This window comes from Shewanella sp. BJSY2023SW001 (assembly GCF_047314685.1).
GTDB classification, from domain to species: domain Bacteria; phylum Pseudomonadota; class Gammaproteobacteria; order Enterobacterales; family Shewanellaceae; genus Shewanella; species Shewanella indica.
In genome coordinates, this window is record NZ_JBKORF010000044.1 from 43,720 (window position 1) to 61,310 (window position 17,591).

Genomic DNA, 17,591 nt, shown 5'->3' on the forward strand with positions numbered 1-17,591 from the left:
GTCCCGCTGCGACGACAGTGAGCTTCGGCGACGCGGGAGTTGTAAGCAAAGGTTACAGGCGCTTATTTGAGTGAGCGTTTGACAGTCTTTGCCCTTTAGCTTGTCAGGCTCCATAATGGCGCGCAATTGACACGGCATAACTCAAGAGGTTGGATAGCCAAGTGCGTTTAGATAAATTTATCTGTGAGTCTACAGAGCTGACCCGTTCCATGGCCAAGAAGGCGCTGCACCGCGGTGAAATCAGTGTCGATGGTGAAATCGTCAAGGACTCCAGCTTCAAGGTGCGTGACGGCATGAAAGTGTGCTTCGACGGTGAGCCTATCAGCTTGATAGGCAACAGATATCTGATGTTGCATAAGCCGGTCGATACTATCTGCTCAACCGTGGATGAGGCCTATCCTTCGGTCATCAGTCTACTGGAGATAGAAAAGCCCGAGAATCTGCACATTGCCGGGCGCCTGGATGCTGATACCACAGGTCTGGTGTTGATTACCGATGATGGTCAGTGGTCGCACAAGCTAACCTCTCCCAAGAAGGAATGCGGCAAACGCTACCGGGTGTGGCTGGCCAGCCCTGTTACTGAAGACTTGATCCCACAATTTGCCGCTGGCCTGGCGCTGCACCGGGAAGAGGGGCTGACCAGGCCGGCGCAGCTGCAGCTGATTAGCCCAACCGAAGTCTTGTTAACCATTACCGAAGGTAAATATCATCAGGTGAAACGTATGTTTGCCGCTGTGGGCAACAAAGTGGAAGCCTTGCATCGTGAGTCAATCGGCGCCATAGAACTGGATAGCGAACTGGAACCCGGTGAGTGGCGTTATCTGACCGAAGCGGAGATAGCCTCGGTAGGCTGAAGAAAAGGCACCAAGGCCAGCTGGAGGCCTTGGTGCGATACAGCTGATTATTGCTGCAGTTTAATCCGGCCACTGATGGTGTTGATACTGACATCGGCTTGGCCGGAACCGCTTTGGAATTGCAGCGATTCAGCCTTGGTGTACTTGGCTTTTTTCGGTGAGTCCTGGGTCAGTTGGTTGTCAATCTTGCCACCTGGGCCACCGCTGATATCAAAGGCGGCATTCGGCAGTTTGGCAAACTTGAGTTCAATATCGCCACTGACGCTATCGACATTGGCATTGCCGGCCAGGCTTTGCATGGCAATACTCAAGTCGCCACTGACGGTTCTGGCCTTGAGTGACTCGGGAGCCTTGAGGGTCAATTGACTCTTGCCCGAGACCTGATCCAGCTCCACTTCTATGGCATCACTCTCGGCGTTTAGTTCGCCGCTCACCAGGCGATAACTCACCTTGCCCAGACTCTGTTTATCCTCAATGTCGCCGGAAACGGTTTCCAGATACAGTTCACCCTGGTTGCTCTGGGTGTGGATACTGCCGGAAACCGTGGTCAGTTGCAGATTGCCTTTGAGATCCTGGCCCTTGATATCGCCACTGACATTGGCTGAGTTGATCTCACCCTCCAATCCTTGAAGGTCATAATCGGCGGAAACGCCTTTGAGCTTCATATTGACGGTGGCGGGCAGAAAGATCTCCAGCTTTGAGCCGTCTTTGTCCCGGCTGTTATAGCTCTTGGGCAGCTTGTCTTCGATAACAAAGCTGCCGCCCTGCTGACCAAACACCAGGCCTTCACTGAGCTCATCCAGCTTGCCCTTGATGGCGACTTCAGCCTTGTCCCAACTGCGGATCTTCACCTCTCCCCGTTGGATCTTGATATTCAATTTGGCTCCGGACTCCAGCGCCGCGCTTTGATCGACCTTCTCGGCCGCCTGCAATACCGGGCTCAGCAGCAGGGCTGAAGAGAGTAGGGTTAGTGATATCTTGTTCATATGCTGATTCCTTGTTGGTCGAGTTGAGTTGGCAGTTGTTCACCCCGGGTGAGCAGCTCTATCTCCCTTTGCTGTACCCAAAGCCAGAGTTGCCAAAGTTGTTGATCGGTCGGGTCTTGTTTTAGTGCCTGGAATATCTGCGTGGCGGCTTCCCTGAGTTCATCTATGCCGCGACTGAGCGGCGTGGTCATGCTGACCTTTTGCCATTGGCCGAAATTGACACTGGCTTCCAGTTGTTTCACCTGTTGTTGGTGTTGATACTGCAACTGCTCCAGCATGGCCAGCATCTGTGGGTCGACGCGGCTTTGGGGTTGTTGCTGCAAGCCCTGATAGCCGAGCAGAGACACCAATAGCAGGCTGCAGGCGATAGCCAGATTGCGCCAGCCGTTGCTGGCGTTTGCGGCCTTGGGTGGCTGAGATGGTTCCAGCCTGGCGGCGATTTCAGGCCAGAGGTCGCGCTCGGGTGTTTTTTCCCGTGGCAGTTGTTCTAGCAGTTGTTCCAATGTTGGCTGCTTGTTCATGACAACATCTCCTGAAGCAAGTTTCTTGCCCTGTGGTACTGCGCCTTGCTGGTACCGGTACTTGTGCCCATCATGGCGGCTATCTCTTCATGGCTGTAGCCCTCAATGGCAAACAGCACAAACACGACTCTGGCCCGCTCGGGTAACTTGAGGATCTTGCGCTCCAACACAGAGGTTTCCTCCGTGTGGGTTGTGGTTGACTCTTCTGTGTCTGCCTCTGTGGTCACAGGCAGAAATCTGGCCCAGAAACTGCGCTGCTTTTTCAAACTACTCAATGCCTGATTGACGCTCAGGCTGTGCAGCCAGGTACTGAATTTGCTTTCACCGCGGAATTGGTCCAGCTTCTCCCAGGCACGGATAAAGCAGTCCTGGGTCATCTCTTCTGCCAGTGGCACCTGGCCGGCCAGGTGCAAACACAACGCATAGACTCTGCCATGGTGCAGACGGTAGAGCTCGGCGAAGGCAAGTTTGTCCCCCAAACGGGCACGCTGCACCAGCGGGAAGTCCACTTCTTGCTGGTATCTGGTTTCTGTCAGCTGCGGGCTGGCATTCACTGGGCTGTCCTTAATGGTTTGGGCGAGTCATGGTAATTGGATAGTTTGACCCGCTTAAAAGGTTTAAAAAAGAATTAAAAAAACCAAGAATTTATCTGGTGGTGGAAAAGTAATTGTTAGGGAAGGTGCGAATAAGCCCTATCGGCGTTCTCTTTTGTAGAGAGCCGGTTGCTGTGAAAGCCCCGAAGAGAGTCGTTTACAGGGCCTGCCTGCTGTGTTGTGCTTCTTGCTAAGGATTTACGAACCACGCCTTGCATCCAGGTCTGTAAGCCGACGCAGAGAATACATGGGGCTTGTTCGCGCCTTCCTTAGAGCCACCTGTGATTTAGCTGTTTGTGATGGTCTGTGATGGTATTTGTGGTGATACCGCATTGCTACACACGAGCGTATTCGTATTGGAGAGATTTTGCTGTTGCCATTGCGTCAGTGGCAACGGGGGATCTTGTTGGAAGATTCGACCAAAAATCATCTGCGTTTCTGCTGATGAGGCCATACGGCTAGGCCAAGTCTCGGGTACACTTGCCACGAGAGAGCCAGAGTCTGTACACTCAGCGACTGAAAAGCGGAAGGTGTACAAAGTAGGGATCCCCATGCGCAAATCGCTGACTACTAAGTTGTTATCAATGATATCATAACGTAACCAGTCGCCCGTAAACCATTTAAGACGTTGGTGTAACTCGTTCCCGTCAAGTACTTGGGCGAGATCCAAGTTGAGTGGTTGCGTTATCCACTCTGGGTTGCCTTTGTCGAACCAACTGGTGATCACCTCATGATAATTACCATCAGGACTTTTTCCTATAACACGCCAAACTAAGGTGTTATAGGGGGTAGGTACGGCTCGCAACTCCGAAACTTCAATACCTTGGGTTTGAAAAAAGTTGGCAACACGGTTTTCAGCTGCATTTTTCCCTAACAAGCCAAATAACAGGTAGCCCGTCGAGAAGACTATAGAGATCACTAAGAGCCGCCGGATCTTGGACGAAAAACCTTTGTTTATAAAGCAAATAACGGCCGCCAATAGGGGAAGAGTATAAATGGGGTCAATAATAAAAATAGCTGACCAGCTTTCTGGCTTGATCCCAAGTGGCCAGAAAAGTTGCGTACCATAGATAGTAAACGAATCAAGTAGCGAATGAGTGATGAGAACTAGTGACAGTGTCACAAAAAGTCTGGTGTGACTGTACGAGATCCCTCGTTTACCGATCAACCAAGTCAGCAGTGCCGCGAGAAGGAGCAAAACAAAAATGGAGTGCGAAAAGCCACGGTGGTATGTCATGTTTGATACAGGATCGGCATAACGGATAAATACGTCTAAATCTGGCAGTGTCGCTAAAGCCGCCCCGTAAATTAAAGAGCGTCGCCCTTGCTGGTGCCCTAGCATTGCTCCTTGAATCGCACCACCTAAGAGTGCTTGAGATAATGAATCCATATTGCCCCCCTTTTTTTACTATCACGCTCGCGCCTTGTTGAGTGATGAGCAGCACCAGAACTCACAGATTGTGTCAATATCAGCAATCATATCGGTTCAATCAGAACGGCGAGTAGGCCTGAACGATGAACAGAAATTTTGTGTACAGAATAAACAGTCACACCTGCTTTTCTATACACTATCTATCATGGTTTCCACTTTAAATTAGACGATGGTGACTAATAGCCTTGATTGAGTAACCATTGATCATCCAACCAATATTCACTGCTGCGTTGGAATCTGATGTAAGACCAACCGACATCCCTTTCATAGGATAAGATTTGATTGCCATTGCCAACGACGACCCAAAACCAGTTACTGCTTGAGTTATTGTAGGCTTTAACCCTTACCCCAGAGACATCGACTGTCTCGTTAGTGGCGGTAAGACGTAGGGGTTTTGTATAGGTTGCTATAGAGGTAATACGCATGTTGGTGAGCAGATCGGGAGCCTGCGATGCAAGGAACTCACGGGCTACTCGCTCACTTTCTTTCTCGGAAGGCAAGGGGTGAGCCACCACGCTGGACGTAATATTCATAAAACCCATGAGTGTCCCATCTTTACTGTATAAGGTACTGAAATGCTCACCTTGTAAGCCCGTATTTTGCCCGTCTTGCCGTTCATAGCGTGTGAGTGTCATCGGCACGTCATCTTGGATAACGGAACGTTGATAGACGGCTTGATAACCCTCTGGGATAGGAAGTGAATTAGTTTGATCGTCTTGAGCCAATACAGGTGTGGCGAACATGCTCACTAAGAATAGATATCCTAAGTGATAGCTCAGCCTTCGCCTTGGTAAATAATAACTTGCCAACATGTGTAGCCCCTCAGTTAGTTTTTGTTGCTGATACCAACGGTTTATACCTCATGAGGTAACAATGGATTTGTAATGGTTATATCTTGAAATGTAAATGTAAACCATTTCAATTGGCAAACAGTTTGACATTTGAGAGTGTAACAATATCTGTGTAAGTGGCATTTTTAACTTCTTAAAAGGAATGTCGAATGCCAATAACAGACAAATTTATCAATCAGCTACTCGTTGGCTGTAATTCTCCCGATGATATTCTCGGTGACGCTGGACTTCTCAAGCAACTCACCAAAAAGGTCACTGAGCGTGCCTTAAATGCCGAAATGGAACAGCATCTTGGCTATGCAAAATATGCACCGGAAGGTAAAAACTCCGGCAACTCTCGTAACGGGAAGTCCACGAAAACAGTGCGCAGCGTTCACGGTGATATCAAGCTGGATATTCCTCGTGACCGCAAGGGCACCTTCACCTCTCAGCTGATAAAGAAAGATGAAAAGCAGTTAGGTGGTTTCGATGACCGCATCATCTCGCTGTATGCCCGAGGCATTACCACGGCTCCCAGATTGTTGTATTCTCAATCCCGTACGAAAGACTTGCCATCCAGACTCAGGGTTTCTTTATCGATTGCATTTTGGCTGTTGTATAAGTAGATCCAGTTGATATTACCGGCATGCAAAGGACTTAGCCATTTGCTGCGAACCACGCCTTGCATCCAGATCTGTAAGCCGACGCAGAGAATACATGGGGCTTGTTTGCACTTTCCTTAGATCTTTCTTGGATTCACTTCTGATTGTTGAATATCGCATGCAATTGCTGTTTGTAGGGTTAAAACCTTCCTTGAACGACAGATGCTTGGCGCTTTCGGTTTTTTTGACTCAGTTAATAGAAAAAATTTTAGTTTTTTTTGCACAGTGACAAGGCTAGTGACTGTTTTTCAATAGGTTAATCATTGACAATATAAGATGACATTTTTGTTACCGGATTAACTCAACTGACACGGGGACAGAATTGCGACTATTTTTTTAGAGTGACTCTTTTTATTGAGGTAACACCATGCTTATTCGCCACAAGTTGTTACTGAGTGCCGCCGTTTCGATCGGTGCCTTGGTATTGATGTTTGCACTGCAGCAATATTCCAGCTCGGTGCAGACAGAACTGTCCATCGCCATCCAGAAAGTGGTTGAGCTGGACAAAGAAGTATTAAGCATGCGCAAGAATGAAAAGGATTTTTTTGGCCGCCAGGATCTCAAGTATGTCGAGATACATCAGCAGGAAGCACAGGCCACGGCGCAGTTGATGCAAGAACTGGCACTGATCTTCAAGGAGTATGATCTCCCCGAGGCGCCGATAAACAGCTTTAATCGTGATTTTGCCAACTACCGGCAGTTGTTTACCGGGGTGGTGCAATTACAGCGTGAGATAGGTTTGAGCCCCAAGAGTGGCCTCTACGGTGAGCTACGCTCAGCGGTGCACAATGTCGAAAGCTTGGTGGCAGAGCATAATGTGTCTGAGCTTATGGTGTTGATGCTGCAACTGAGGCGTAATGAGAAAGACTTTATGTTGCGGCGGGATCTCAGCTACCTCAATAAGTTTGATACCAATATCGAACGTTTCAATGAGGCGCTCAATGCCAGTTTGCTGGACTTCAGTGTTCGTAGCAATATTGAGCAACTGATGAGCAAATATCAGCAAAGCTTTAAGAGTTTGGTGGCCAAGGAGCAGGAGTTGGGGCTCGACGAGTCCAAGGGCATGATGGGGCAGCTGCGAGAAGCGATTTTTGCCACGGAAAGCTCATCTACCAAGCTGAAAGAGTTGGCAATAGCCAAGGTGGAAAACGAGCAGCAGTACAGCTTCATGCTGGGGTTGGCACTATTTGGTCTTATTGCTTTGTTGTTGGTGGTCAGTACTGTGATGATTATCCGCAGTATTATGAGGCCGGTCGAGCGTATCACGGATGTCATTTCCCGCATCGAGCTTCAAAAAGATCTGTCGCTGCGCTGTGATGTGGGCTCCAACGATGAGCTGGGCATGATAGGACGTCATTTTAACAGCATGGTGGAGAGTTTCCAGAAGCTGATCGAACAGGTTATCGAATCAGTGGATGCCATGCGCCATTCCTGTGAAGAGCTGTCCCGCAATGCCATCAGCGCCTCGGAAGGCGTGTCGAAACAGCTGAATGAAACCGATATGGTCGCTACGGCGATCACCGAGATGGGCGCTACCATAGACGAGATTGCCAAGAATACTGAACTGGCCGCAGGTAAGGCGGAACAGACCCACAACAATGCGCAGGATGGTCAGGTTGAGGTTGAAGATACTATCAATAAGATCCAGTCTTTGGCGCAACAACTGAACGACTCTGCCAAGGTGGTGGCCGAACTTGAAAAAGACAGCCAGACCATAGGCAGTGTGTTGGATGTGATCCGCGGTATCGCTGAACAGACCAACCTGTTGGCATTGAATGCCGCCATTGAAGCGGCCCGTGCCGGCGAGCAGGGCCGAGGCTTTGCCGTGGTGGCCGACGAGGTGCGCAGCCTGGCGATGCGAACTCAGGAGTCGACCGAAGAGATTGCTGGTATCATTCAAACCCTGCAGAGCCGCACCCATTCGATAGTGGATATTATGGAGCAGAGCCAAAAGCAGGGCGGTGAGAGTGCCCAGCAGGCGGCCAGTGCCGGCACCTTGCTTGCGCAGATCAATGCTGATGTCACCAATATTATGGATATGAGCACTCAAATAGCTGCCGCCATTGAAGAGCAGAGTATGGTGGCCGCCGAGGTGAACAAGAATGTGGTGGTGATCCGCGATATTGCCGAGGAGTCGGCTCAGGCGGCAGAAGAGAATGCTACGGCATCCGATGAGGTTCGTCACCGCGCCGACTATCTGCATCAGGCGGTGAGCCAATTCAAAATCTAGTTTTCCAGGCACAGGCGAAAACCGCGGCATGTCCGCGGTTTTGTTTTAGTTGCAGTCGTAGTCTTTAGCGGTTGTGGCACTTTCTTGCTCTGCTGTGGAGACGGCTTTTTTCGAGGGGGCTGCCAGGAATGGCGGCAAAGTTTTTGGGTTCACAAAAGGCTTGGAGTTGGCAGGGAATAAAAAATAGGCCCCGAAGGGCCCTCAGAGAGTTAGAGACGGAAGCGGGCCACTTCGGCGCGCATGTTTTCCGCCAGATGGCTTAAGTTGCTGACCGACTCGGTTAACTCGTTGGCTGCCTGGGCCGATTGTTGGGTGATGTCGCTGATTGCCATAATGCTGCGATTGATATCTTCGGCCACGCAGCTTTGCTCTTCGGCGGCGGTAGCGATATGGGTATTGAGCTGGGCAATGGAATCGACAGACACCACTATCTCTTTCAAGGCCTCACCGGCCATATTGGCTTTGCTGTTGGCCTGTTCGACCTGAGTGATGCCTTGCTCCATCGCCGTCACCGCTTCCTGCACACCTGTCTGCAGTGTGGCTATCATGGATTCAATCTCCTGGGTTGAGCTGTGGGTACGACTGGCAAGGGTTCTTACCTCGTCGGCCACTACGGCAAAGCCCCGCCCCTGCTCGCCGGCACGGGCCGCCTCAATGGCGGCGTTCAGTGCCAGCAGATTGGTTTGCTCGGCAATTCCCTTAATCACATCCAATACCCTGCCTATGTTTTGGCTTTCATTGGCCAAGTGGGTGATCACCTGCGCTGTACCCTGAATTTGCGCTGAGAGGGCCACCATGCTGGCAATCGACTCCTGCACTATTGAATCGCCATTGGCGGCACTGGCATCGGCGCTGTGGGCGGAGTCGGCAGCGGCCGTGGTGCTTTGGGCTACTTCGGAGACTGTGGCGGTCATTTCATTCATGGCAGTAGCCGTCTGCTCTGTCTCAGCCTGTTGTCTGTGCATCCGCTCGTTGGTTTGTTGGGTGAAGCTGGAGAGCTCTGTCGCTGAGTCGCTGACCGTATTGGCGGCATTGGCGATATTGTTGAGGATCCCTCTGAGGTGAGATATTACATCTCTTAAGTTATCGGATATCTGCCCCAGTTCATCGGCGTTGAAGGTTTTGAATTGCACAGTTAGGTCCGAGTCGCTGCGAATCTTCTTTAACTGAGTGAGAATATCGCCTATGGGTAACATGACGCTGCGGTTGACCCAGACACTGAGTAGTAAGCTAGCAATAATGGCGACACTGACCAGGGAGATAAACAGCACAACGGAAGAGGAGTAGAGGTTTTGGGTTTGCTCTCTTTCTTGTTTAGCGACATCAAGTTGCAGGGTCACCAACTCGGCAATCTTGCCACTGATGGGATCTATCACCTGATAGAGAGGAATAATTTCCTGGCTGAGCTGGCCCTGAATATTACCGCTCAGGGTGGCCAATTTATTTTGCAGACGCTTTATCTGCTCATCGGCGGGAATAAACAGCCGCTTGGCTTCATTGACCAGTTGTGATTCTCTGGCGGTCAACTGAGTGGCTGTGTAATCCTGCCATTTCTGCTTGATGCTTCTGTCAGCTTCATTGAGCGCGGTACTGGCTTGTTCGGCACTGAAGTCTCCGGCATTGGCCTTGTTGATCGCGTCTATAACAAAGACGGCGTAATCATCACCTATGCTCTTGAGATCTTTGAGTGGGACAACCCGGTCGCTGTAGATATTTTCTACCCCTGAGTCGATTTGGTTCATGATATTGATGGCGATACCGCACAGTAGCAGCATCAAGAGAAGAGGCACGGCCATACCGAGCAACATCTTGTGTTTCAGTTGTAACTTCATGCTTGAGAACCTTGGTCCAGAAGGGAACTTGTCCTTGGATGAGGCCCTGTCATTCCAATTTGTTGAGCCATACAAAAGGTATAGCAAAAAAGTATGAAACGCGTGAGACGAGAGAGGGGCAAATTTGAGGTTCATCGCAGATTAGCGTGGACTGGAAATGAAAACGGTTGGAGAGTTATTGTTTAGTCGCCAAACCAAAACAATAACCAACCCCAACCGTTCTCAATGTCGAATATTACTTTTCCCATTGTGCTCTGGGAAGGCTTTGAAGCCGTCCATACCGAGCAAAATCAACAAACCCTCATCATCCACCTAAAGCCGATTGATAACGGCTACTGTGCTTGCGGCAAACCGGCTAAGGCCGTTCACGACGCTTCACTTCACTTCGCAGCGTATCGGAACGAACCATACTGGCGTTTCAGGTTCAGTTACGGCTACCTGTCCGCCGTATTCTTTGCCCCGATTGCGGTATCGTTCGGGAACATATCAGCTGGTTAAAGCCCTATGCTCGCCAGACCACACGGCTCATTGAGCATGTCGAGGCGCTACTCAAGCTCTTGCCGATTAAACATATTTCGCAACTCATTGGCCTGCACTGGCATACCATCAAGACTATCGACAAACGTCGGCTGGCAAGGGAGGTCACAGAGCCTGATTGGAGTCGTGTCAAACGCCTGGTCATGGACGAGTTTGCCCTGTTCAAAGGCCATCGTTACGCCACCGTGGTGGCCGATGCAGATACTCATCAAGTCCTTTGGATAGGTGAAGGCCGCAGTAGAGAAGCTATCCGGCCGTTTTTCGTTAAGTTGGGTCAGTACTGCCAACAGATTGAAGCCGTTGCTATGGATATGAATACTGCCTTTGACCTGGAGGTACAGATGCACTGTCCCCAAGCCAAAGTGATCTACGACTTGTTCCATGTTGTTGCCAAGTCTGGCCGTGAAGTCATCGACCGAGTCAGGGTTGACCAGGCTAATCAACTCAAGCACGACAAACCAGCCCGCAAACGGGTGAAACGGGGGCGCTGGGTCTTACTCAAAAACAGAGATAATTTGACAGACAAACAGGCGGGTTATCTCAACGAGCTGTTGGAGTCGAACAAAAGCTTAATGACAGTTTACCTGCTCAGGGAGCAACTCAAGGAGATGTGGTACTGCACAGATGAAGCCGAAGCCATGGCTCAATGGAACCTCTGGTGGCAACAAGTCAGAGAGAGCGGTATCAGGCCGTTACTCCAATTTGGCCAGCGTCTTAAGAACTATCTTCATGGCATAGTTGCTTCAGCGGTTCATCCGTTGCACACCTGCCGACTAGAAGGGATGAACAACAAAATCAAACTGCTGAAGCGAATGGGCTATGGCTACCGGGATACCGAATACTTCTTTCTGAAAGTCAGAGAGGCGTTCCCCGGAGATCCGCGATGAACCAAATTTGAGGCACAAAAAAACCTCGCATTGCGAGGTTTAAATGATTGGTACAGGTGAGAAGACTTGAACTTCCACGCCCGTGAGGGCACCAGCACCTGAAGCTGGCGTGTCTACCAATTCCACCACACCTGCACTGTTTTCATTTCGACTCTTTCATGTGTTAATTGGTACAGGTGAGAAGACTTGAACTTCCACGCCCGTGAGGGCACCAGCACCTGAAGCTGGCGTGTCTACCAATTCCACCACACCTGCACATTGAGAGTCTAACGTACAGCTAACTATTATTGCAAAGTGGTACAGGTGAGAAGACTTGAACTTCCACGCCCGTGAGGGCACCAGCACCTGAAGCTGGCGTGTCTACCAATTCCACCACACCTGCACTGTACTGCCTTGCAATTTTCTCAGTCGCCTGAGCACCTTAAAGTTGAAGGTGGTGCCCGAACCCGGAATCGAACCAGGGACACGCGGATTTTCAATCCGCTGCTCTACCAACTGAGCTATTCGGGCGACGGCGTGCATTAAAAGACTTTTACGGTTTTGAGTCAACTCTTTTCTGAGAAATATTTCAAAATAACGCGTGTTTGAGCAAGTTTTACTCGAAAAGGCGCATATTGCTTAGCTTTTGAACGAAAGCCGCGTCATTGCTGGGCTAGGGGTAAATTAGCCCAATCGAAAACTCAGGCTGTAAAGCCGGGATTTCGAGGTTTAAGGGCAGGCTGGTTTTATCTTCTTCTGGAAACAAAACGCCCCACGGTAAAGTGGGGCGTTAAGGGATTAATTCTTGAGGAGGTCGTTCCCCGGATAGTTGGCACGCATGACTGTAAGTACATGCTGTTTTAACTGTTCCTGACCCAGCTCACCATAGGCGGTGGCCATGATCTCGAGCGCGCGCTCTATCGATGGGGTGCCGGGATAGGTTTCCATCACCGACTGAGCCCTGATGGCGGCAGCGCTCCAGGCATTCATCTTCAGATAGTATTCGGCCACTTTAACCGAATACAGCGCCAGACGATTTTTCAGGTGCTGCATTCTCTTCTGGGCGTCGGCCGCATACTTGCTGTTGGGATAGGTCTTGAGCAGGCGCTCGAAGTCCTTGAAGGCATCGAGGGCAAATTGAGGATCCCTGTCGCTTCTGTCTATATTGAGCATGTCATGAAACAGATAGTTGTCGGCCTGCATATTCACCAGTCCACGCATATAGTAGACATAGTCTATATCCGGGTGAGTGGGGTTGAGGCGGATAAATCTGTCGATGTTGGCGACTGCCGACGGGGTATCATCCAACTTATAGTAGGCATAAATCAGATCCAGCTGAACCTGAGTCTTGTGTGGGCCAAAGGGGAAGCGGGAATCCAATGCCTCCAGTGAACGCACAGCCTTGGTATAGTTACCCAGCTCCATAGAGGTGCGGGCCTGGGAGTAGAGAACGTCCGGAGACAGCTTGCTGCTAATTAAGTCGTCTTCCGGTTTGCTGCTACAGGCCACAATGGCCAGCGAAAAAAAGGCTATGGCAGCGCCTTTGGCAATATTATGCATACTTGAATTCGATTCTTGAGTAAGTTGTTGTTAAGAATTTTTCCATTTCACGATAAAATGGCCGATTCCGAGTGTACCAGAAAGTACACAGTTTTTGACCCCATTAACTGGGGACGGTTCCTATGACGCAAGAGATTAATCTAAAAAGCGAGATATCAGCAACCCAAACAGGTCTGAGATTGGATCAGGCTTTGGCCGAGTTGTTCCCCGATTACTCCCGTACCAGGATCAAGGAATGGATCCTCGATGGCAAAGTATCCGTTGATGGTACTGTGGTAAACAAGCCCAGAGAGAAGGTATTGGAATCTCAGGAGATAGAGGTTCACGCCACTCTGGAAGAAGAGGTGCACGCTGAGGCTCAGGCTATCGATCTGAATATCGTCTATGAAGATGACCATATATTGGTGATCAACAAGCAGGCGGGTTTAGTGGTGCATCCCGGTGCCGGTAACAGTGACGGCACTTTGATGAATGCCCTGCTGCATCATTGCCCCGAGATAGAACATGTGCCCAGGGCCGGTATTGTCCATCGTCTCGATAAGGACACCACAGGCCTGATGGTGGTGGCCAAGACAGTTGAGGCTCAGACTCATCTGGTGGCGGCGCTGCAGGCGCGCGACATTACCCGTGAGTATGAAGCCATAGTGCTGGGCACCATGACAGCCGGTGGTACAGTGGATGAGCCTATCGGGCGTCACCCCACCAAGCGTACTCATATGGCGGTGCACCACAGCGGTAAGCCGGCGGTGACTCACTATCGTGTGGCGGAAAAATTCCGTGCCCACACCCGCTTGCGCTTGAGGCTGGAAAGTGGCCGGACTCACCAGATCCGGGTGCATATGGCTCATATAGGGCACGTGTTGGTGGGCGATCCCGTCTATGGCGGTCGTCCAAAACCCCCCAAGGCCGCCAGTGAAGCCTTTTTCGAAGTGCTGAAAAACTTCAAGCGCCAGGCGTTGCATGCGGTGCGATTGGAGTTGGTGCATCCCATCACCTGTGAGCTGATGAGTTGGCAAGCACCTATCCCCGAGGATATGGTTGAGCTGACCAAGGCGCTGCGTAAAGACACCGAAGAGCATCCGCCGGAGTATCTGTAACATGTACGGCTGTCACTGGCCGCTGCCGGCCAATGTCAGAATCGCCATGACCCAGCGTCATGGTGGTGTCAGCCTGCCGCCGTTTGACAGTCTGAATCTGGGGCTGCATGTGGGAGACATTTCCGCATCTGTGCAGGCCAACCGTGCTCTGCTGGCAAAGCGGCTGGCTCTGCCCAGCGAGCCGGCATGGCTGGAGCAGGTCCATGGCACAGAGGTGGTCGACCTGGCGCGCGATGCCCAAAGGATTGCCGATGGCAGCTATAGCGACAGCAAGGCGCATGTGGCCGTGGTGATGACCGCCGACTGTCTGCCCGTACTTCTGTGTGACAGTGCAGGCACCCAGGTGGCGGCGCTGCACGCCGGCTGGCGTGGCCTGTGTGATGGCGTTATCGAGGCGGGAATTGCCCGTTTTCGCCCCGGCTCTGAGCTTATCGCCTGTCTTGGGCCGGCAATAGGCAAAACGGCCTTCGAAGTAGGCGGTGAAGTGCGCGCCGCTTTTTGCAATAAAGACCCCAAGGCCGACAACTGCTTTGTAGCTAAGGGAGATAAGTTTCTCGGCGATCTGCAGGGGCTTGCCAGGCTCAGATTGCAGCAGGCGGGTGTCCGGCAGATATATGCCTTGGATGCCTGTACCTATAGCAACAAAGATTATTTTTCCTACCGTCGCGACGGCCGTACCGGCCGCATGGCCTCGCTGATTTGGCTCACTGATTGAGTGGTTATTTGATTCGTCTGACTTGAAATTGGTTAAAGCATCCTCATATTTAAGCTAACAAAGTAATACCTTATTTTGAGAGTTTCAGGAGGCTGTATGCGACTCGATCGTATGACCAATAAATTTCAGCTTGCTATCTCGGATGCCCAATCTCTGGCTCTTGGCCGTGACCATCAGTTCATAGAACCTGTCCATCTGATGATGGCTTTGTTAAATCAGGATGGCGGTTCAATTCATCCGCTGTTGACCCAAGCCGGTATTCAGGTCAGCACTCTGCGTTCCCTGGTAAGCCAGGAACTGGAGCGCTTGCCTCAGGTTGAAGGCACTGGCGGTGATGTCCAGTTATCCCAGGCGCTGATACGTTTGCTGAATCTGTGCGACAAGCTGGCACAGAAGCGCAAAGACAAATATATCTCCAGTGAGCTGTTTATTCTGGCGGCACTGGAAGGTAATGACACCCTGGCACAGTGCCTCAAGCAGGCCGGTGCGACCAAAGAGCTGATGGAGAAAACCATCGAAGCCGTGCGTGGCGGCCAGAAGGTAGACGATCCCAATGCTGAGGATCAGCGCCAGGCGCTAAAAAAATACACCATAGATCTGACCGAGCGTGCCGAGCAAGGCAAACTGGATCCAGTTATTGGCCGTGACGATGAAATTCGCCGCACAGTGCAGGTGTTGCAGCGTCGCAGCAAGAACAACCCTGTGCTTATTGGTGAGCCCGGTGTGGGTAAGACCGCCATTGTCGAGGGGCTGGCGCAGCGTATCGTCAACGGCGAGGTGCCCGAAGGCATCAAAAACAAACGGGTATTGTCGCTGGATCTCGGTGCTTTGGTAGCTGGTGCCAAATACCGTGGTGAGTTTGAAGAAAGACTCAAGGCTGTGCTCAACGAGCTGGCTCAGGAAGAGGGGCAGGTGATCCTCTTTATCGACGAGCTGCATACTATGGTGGGTGCGGGTAAATCCGATGGCGCCATGGATGCGGGTAATATGCTCAAGCCGGCACTGGCCCGCGGTGAGCTACACTGCGTCGGTGCCACAACTTTGGACGAGTATCGTCAGTATATTGAAAAGGATGCGGCACTGGAGCGGCGCTTCCAGAAAGTCCTGGTGGATGAGCCCAGCGTCGAGGATACCATCGCCATTTTGCGTGGCCTGAAAGAGCGCTACGAGCTGCATCACCATGTGGAAATTACCGATCCGGCGATTGTGGCGGCGGCGACTATGTCTCACCGTTATGTGTCTGATCGTAAGTTGCCGGACAAGGCCATCGACCTTATCGACGAAGCCGCTTCCAGCATCCGGATGCAGATAGACTCCAAGCCGGAGCCGCTGGATCGCCTCGAGCGCCGTATCATTCAGCTTAAGCTGGAAGAGCAGGCGTTGGCGAAGGAAAACGATGAGGCCAGTCGTAAGCGTCTTGAACATCTGCGCAGCGAGCTGGTGGAAGTGGAGCAGAAAGCGGCTGAACTCAACGAAATTTGGCACACAGAAAAAGCCGCACTGGCGGGCACTCAGCATATCAAGGCTGATCTGGAGCAAGCCAGACTGGATATGGAAGTGGCACGCCGCGCCGGTGATTTGACCCGGATGTCAGAGCTGCAATACGGCCGCATCCCAGAGCTGGAGAAACAGCTGGATCTGGCGTCTCAGGCCGAGATGCAGGATATGACCTTGCTGCGTAACAAGGTCACGGATGTTGAAATTGCCGAGGTACTTTCCAAGGCGACCGGGATCCCGGTTTCCAAGATGCTCGAAGGTGAGCGGGAAAAACTGCTGCATATGGAAGATGCATTGCATGAGCGGGTGATAGGCCAGGATGAGGCGGTCGATGCCGTGGCCAATGCCATTCGTCGTAGCCGCGCGGGTCTGGCCGATCCTAACCGGCCCATAGGCTCCTTCCTGTTCCTTGGCCCGACCGGGGTAGGTAAGACCGAGCTGTGTAAGTCGCTGGCCAAGTTCCTGTTCGACACAGAGAGCGCCATGGTGCGGATAGATATGTCCGAATTTATGGAGAAACACTCTGTCTCCAGGTTGGTTGGGGCGCCTCCGGGCTATGTGGGTTATGAGGAAGGGGGTTACCTTACCGAAGCGGTGCGCCGCCGTCCCTACTCGGTGATCTTGCTCGATGAGGTGGAAAAGGCACACCCGGATGTGTTCAACATACTGCTGCAGGTACTGGATGATGGCCGCCTGACCGATGGTCAGGGTCGTACGGTCGACTTCCGTAACGCCGTGGTGATTATGACATCGAACCTGGGTTCCGACATTATCCAGGAGCAGTTCAGCCACCAGAGTTACGATGAGATGAAGGCTCAGGTGATGAATGTGGTGCAGCACCACTTCCGACCCGAGTTCCTCAACCGGATCGATGAAACCGTGGTATTCCACCCGCTGGAGAGCGGGCATATCAAGAGTATTGCCGCGATTCAGGTCGAATCGCTGCGCCAACGTTTGCTGGAGAAAGAGTTCGAGCTGGAGATCACAGATGCCGCGCTGAGCTTTATTGCCAGAGCCGGGTTCGACCCTGTGTATGGCGCAAGGCCGCTGAAGCGGGCACTGCAGCAAGAGGTGGAAAACCCACTGGCGCAAAAGCTGCTTAGAGGCGAGTTATTGCCAGGTCAACCGATCAAGGTGGACTATCGCGACGACAATTTGGTGTTTGAGCAGTAATCACACCATAAACAACACACCATAAATCAAAAGGAGCGCTTTGAGCGTAATGCCGTTCACTTAGTGTGAACGGCATTTTTCTTAGGCTTAATGGGATACTTGTTTTTACTCATTTTTAACGCACGTGGATAGGCTCTATCGCGTTTCCCATCAAGCTTGAACTGCCTCGCATTACGCACTATGTCCAAGACATCTCTCGGGACATT

At 51.4% G+C, this 17,591-nt stretch carries 12 protein-coding genes, 4 tRNA genes and 3 pseudogenes; 7 read left to right on the forward strand and 12 right to left on the reverse strand.

Translation table 11 applies throughout. The features are described 5' to 3' along the window. Positions 1-161: 161 nt before the first annotated feature. Positions 162-854: a 16S rRNA pseudouridine(516) synthase RsuA gene (gene rsuA, locus ACMHXH_RS10680; protein ID WP_335912678.1), complete on the forward strand. Its 693-nt coding sequence runs from the start codon at positions 162-164 to the stop codon at positions 852-854. A 47-nt stretch (positions 855-901) separates the two neighbouring features. On the opposite strand, the gene ACMHXH_RS10685 is transcribed toward rsuA, so the two are convergent. The 5 genes from ACMHXH_RS10685 to ACMHXH_RS10705 form a co-directional block, all read right to left on the reverse strand. Beyond that, positions 902-1,840: a DUF4097 family beta strand repeat-containing protein gene (locus ACMHXH_RS10685; RefSeq protein ID WP_144361600.1), complete on the reverse strand. Its 939-nt coding sequence runs from the start codon at positions 1,838-1,840 to the stop codon at positions 902-904. Then, on the reverse strand, positions 1,837-2,361 hold the full coding sequence (locus ACMHXH_RS10690) for a hypothetical protein (protein ID WP_039035554.1): 525 nt from the start codon (positions 2,359-2,361) through the stop codon (positions 1,837-1,839). Before ACMHXH_RS10690 ends, ACMHXH_RS10685 begins: the two co-directional genes overlap by 4 nt. Further along, entirely contained in the window at positions 2,358-2,915 is a 558-nt protein-coding gene (locus ACMHXH_RS10695; RefSeq protein ID WP_371873330.1) for an RNA polymerase sigma factor, read from the reverse strand. The genes ACMHXH_RS10690 and ACMHXH_RS10695 overlap by 4 nt, the downstream gene beginning before the upstream one ends. Before the next feature lie 325 nt (positions 2,916-3,240). After that, on the reverse strand, positions 3,241-4,344 hold the full coding sequence (locus ACMHXH_RS10700; RefSeq protein WP_082014351.1) for a metal-dependent hydrolase: 1,104 nt from the start codon (positions 4,342-4,344) through the stop codon (positions 3,241-3,243). A 218-nt stretch (positions 4,345-4,562) separates the two neighbouring features. Next, a complete protein-coding gene (locus ACMHXH_RS10705) occupies positions 4,563-5,198 on the reverse strand; it encodes a hypothetical protein (protein ID WP_143078420.1) in 636 nt (211 codons plus the stop codon). A 188-nt stretch (positions 5,199-5,386) separates the two neighbouring features. Here ACMHXH_RS10705 and ACMHXH_RS10710 point away from each other — a divergent pair. Beyond that, a pseudogene (locus ACMHXH_RS10710) lies at positions 5,387-5,746 on the forward strand (transposase); the annotation flags it as partial. 499 nt (positions 5,747-6,245) lie between these two features. Continuing rightward, positions 6,246-8,108 carry a methyl-accepting chemotaxis protein gene (locus ACMHXH_RS10715; RefSeq protein WP_039035553.1) on the forward strand — a complete coding sequence of 621 codons (1,863 nt, stop codon included), beginning with the start codon at positions 6,246-6,248 and terminating at the stop codon, positions 8,106-8,108. A 209-nt stretch (positions 8,109-8,317) separates the two neighbouring features. Here ACMHXH_RS10715 and ACMHXH_RS10720 read toward each other — a convergent pair whose 3' ends face one another. Continuing rightward, the gene (locus ACMHXH_RS10720) at positions 8,318-9,940 is read right to left on the reverse strand and encodes a methyl-accepting chemotaxis protein (RefSeq protein ID WP_335912675.1); all 1,623 of its coding nucleotides are present in this window, start codon (positions 9,938-9,940) and stop codon (positions 8,318-8,320) included. 225 nt (positions 9,941-10,165) lie between these two features. Between ACMHXH_RS10720 and ACMHXH_RS10725 the strand changes: the two are divergent. Beyond that, positions 10,166-11,364, forward strand: a pseudogene (locus ACMHXH_RS10725) (ISL3 family transposase). A 48-nt stretch (positions 11,365-11,412) separates the two neighbouring features. Here the strand turns inward: ACMHXH_RS10725 and ACMHXH_RS10730 are convergent. From ACMHXH_RS10730 to ACMHXH_RS10750, 5 genes are all read right to left on the reverse strand, one after another. After that, positions 11,413-11,499 (reverse strand) — tRNA-Leu (locus tag ACMHXH_RS10730). Positions 11,500-11,532: 33 nt separating this feature from the next. Further along, positions 11,533-11,619: transfer RNA gene (locus tag ACMHXH_RS10735), tRNA-Leu, on the reverse strand. Between the two features lie 40 nt (positions 11,620-11,659). Further along, positions 11,660-11,746, reverse strand: a tRNA-Leu gene (locus ACMHXH_RS10740). A 52-nt stretch (positions 11,747-11,798) separates the two neighbouring features. Then, a tRNA-Phe gene (locus ACMHXH_RS10745) sits at positions 11,799-11,874 on the reverse strand. A gap of 267 nt (positions 11,875-12,141) precedes the next feature. Continuing rightward, positions 12,142-12,903 (reverse strand): outer membrane protein assembly factor BamD, encoded by a 762-nt coding sequence (locus tag ACMHXH_RS10750; RefSeq protein WP_071475756.1) that lies wholly within the window; start codon positions 12,901-12,903, stop codon positions 12,142-12,144. A 122-nt stretch (positions 12,904-13,025) separates the two neighbouring features. Between ACMHXH_RS10750 and rluD the strand changes: the two genes are divergently transcribed. The 3 genes from rluD to clpB all read left to right on the forward strand — a co-directional run bounded on the left by rluD (position 13,026) and on the right by clpB (position 17,385). Continuing rightward, on the forward strand, positions 13,026-14,000 hold the full coding sequence (rluD, locus tag ACMHXH_RS10755) for a 23S rRNA pseudouridine(1911/1915/1917) synthase RluD (RefSeq protein ID WP_039033048.1): 975 nt from the start codon (positions 13,026-13,028) through the stop codon (positions 13,998-14,000). Position 14,001: 1 nt separating this feature from the next. Continuing rightward, entirely contained in the window at positions 14,002-14,715 is a 714-nt protein-coding gene (gene pgeF, locus ACMHXH_RS10760; protein ID WP_071475757.1) for a peptidoglycan editing factor PgeF, read from the forward strand. Positions 14,716-14,811: 96 nt separating this feature from the next. Then, complete coding sequence (clpB, locus tag ACMHXH_RS10765) at positions 14,812-17,385, forward strand: ATP-dependent chaperone ClpB (RefSeq protein WP_071475758.1); 2,574 nt, start codon at positions 14,812-14,814, stop codon at positions 17,383-17,385. 56 nt (positions 17,386-17,441) lie between these two features. Here the strand turns inward: clpB and ACMHXH_RS10770 are convergent. Further along, positions 17,442-17,591 (reverse strand): annotated as a pseudogene (locus ACMHXH_RS10770) (IS4 family transposase); the annotation flags it as partial.

Excerpts from the sequence above, each read along its gene's own strand:
- ACMHXH_RS10685 (WP_144361600.1), bottom strand. The coding sequence starts at position 1,840 with ATGAACAAGATATCACTAACCCTACTCTCTTCAGCCCTGCTGCTGAGC.
- ACMHXH_RS10690 (WP_039035554.1), bottom strand. The coding sequence starts at position 2,361 with ATGAACAAGCAGCCAACATTGGAACAACTGCTAGAACAACTGCCACGG.
- ACMHXH_RS10700 (WP_082014351.1), bottom strand. The coding sequence starts at position 4,344 with ATGGATTCATTATCTCAAGCACTCTTAGGTGGTGCGATTCAAGGAGCA.
- ACMHXH_RS10705 (WP_143078420.1), bottom strand. The coding sequence starts at position 5,198 with ATGTTGGCAAGTTATTATTTACCAAGGCGAAGGCTGAGCTATCACTTA.
- ACMHXH_RS10715 (WP_039035553.1), top strand. The coding sequence starts at position 6,246 with ATGCTTATTCGCCACAAGTTGTTACTGAGTGCCGCCGTTTCGATCGGT.
- ACMHXH_RS10720 (WP_335912675.1), bottom strand. The coding sequence starts at position 9,940 with ATGAAGTTACAACTGAAACACAAGATGTTGCTCGGTATGGCCGTGCCT.
- ACMHXH_RS10750 (WP_071475756.1), bottom strand. The coding sequence starts at position 12,903 with ATGCATAATATTGCCAAAGGCGCTGCCATAGCCTTTTTTTCGCTGGCC.
- rluD (WP_039033048.1), top strand. The coding sequence starts at position 13,026 with ATGACGCAAGAGATTAATCTAAAAAGCGAGATATCAGCAACCCAAACA.
- pgeF (WP_071475757.1), top strand. The coding sequence starts at position 14,002 with ATGTACGGCTGTCACTGGCCGCTGCCGGCCAATGTCAGAATCGCCATG.
- clpB (WP_071475758.1), top strand. The coding sequence starts at position 14,812 with ATGCGACTCGATCGTATGACCAATAAATTTCAGCTTGCTATCTCGGAT.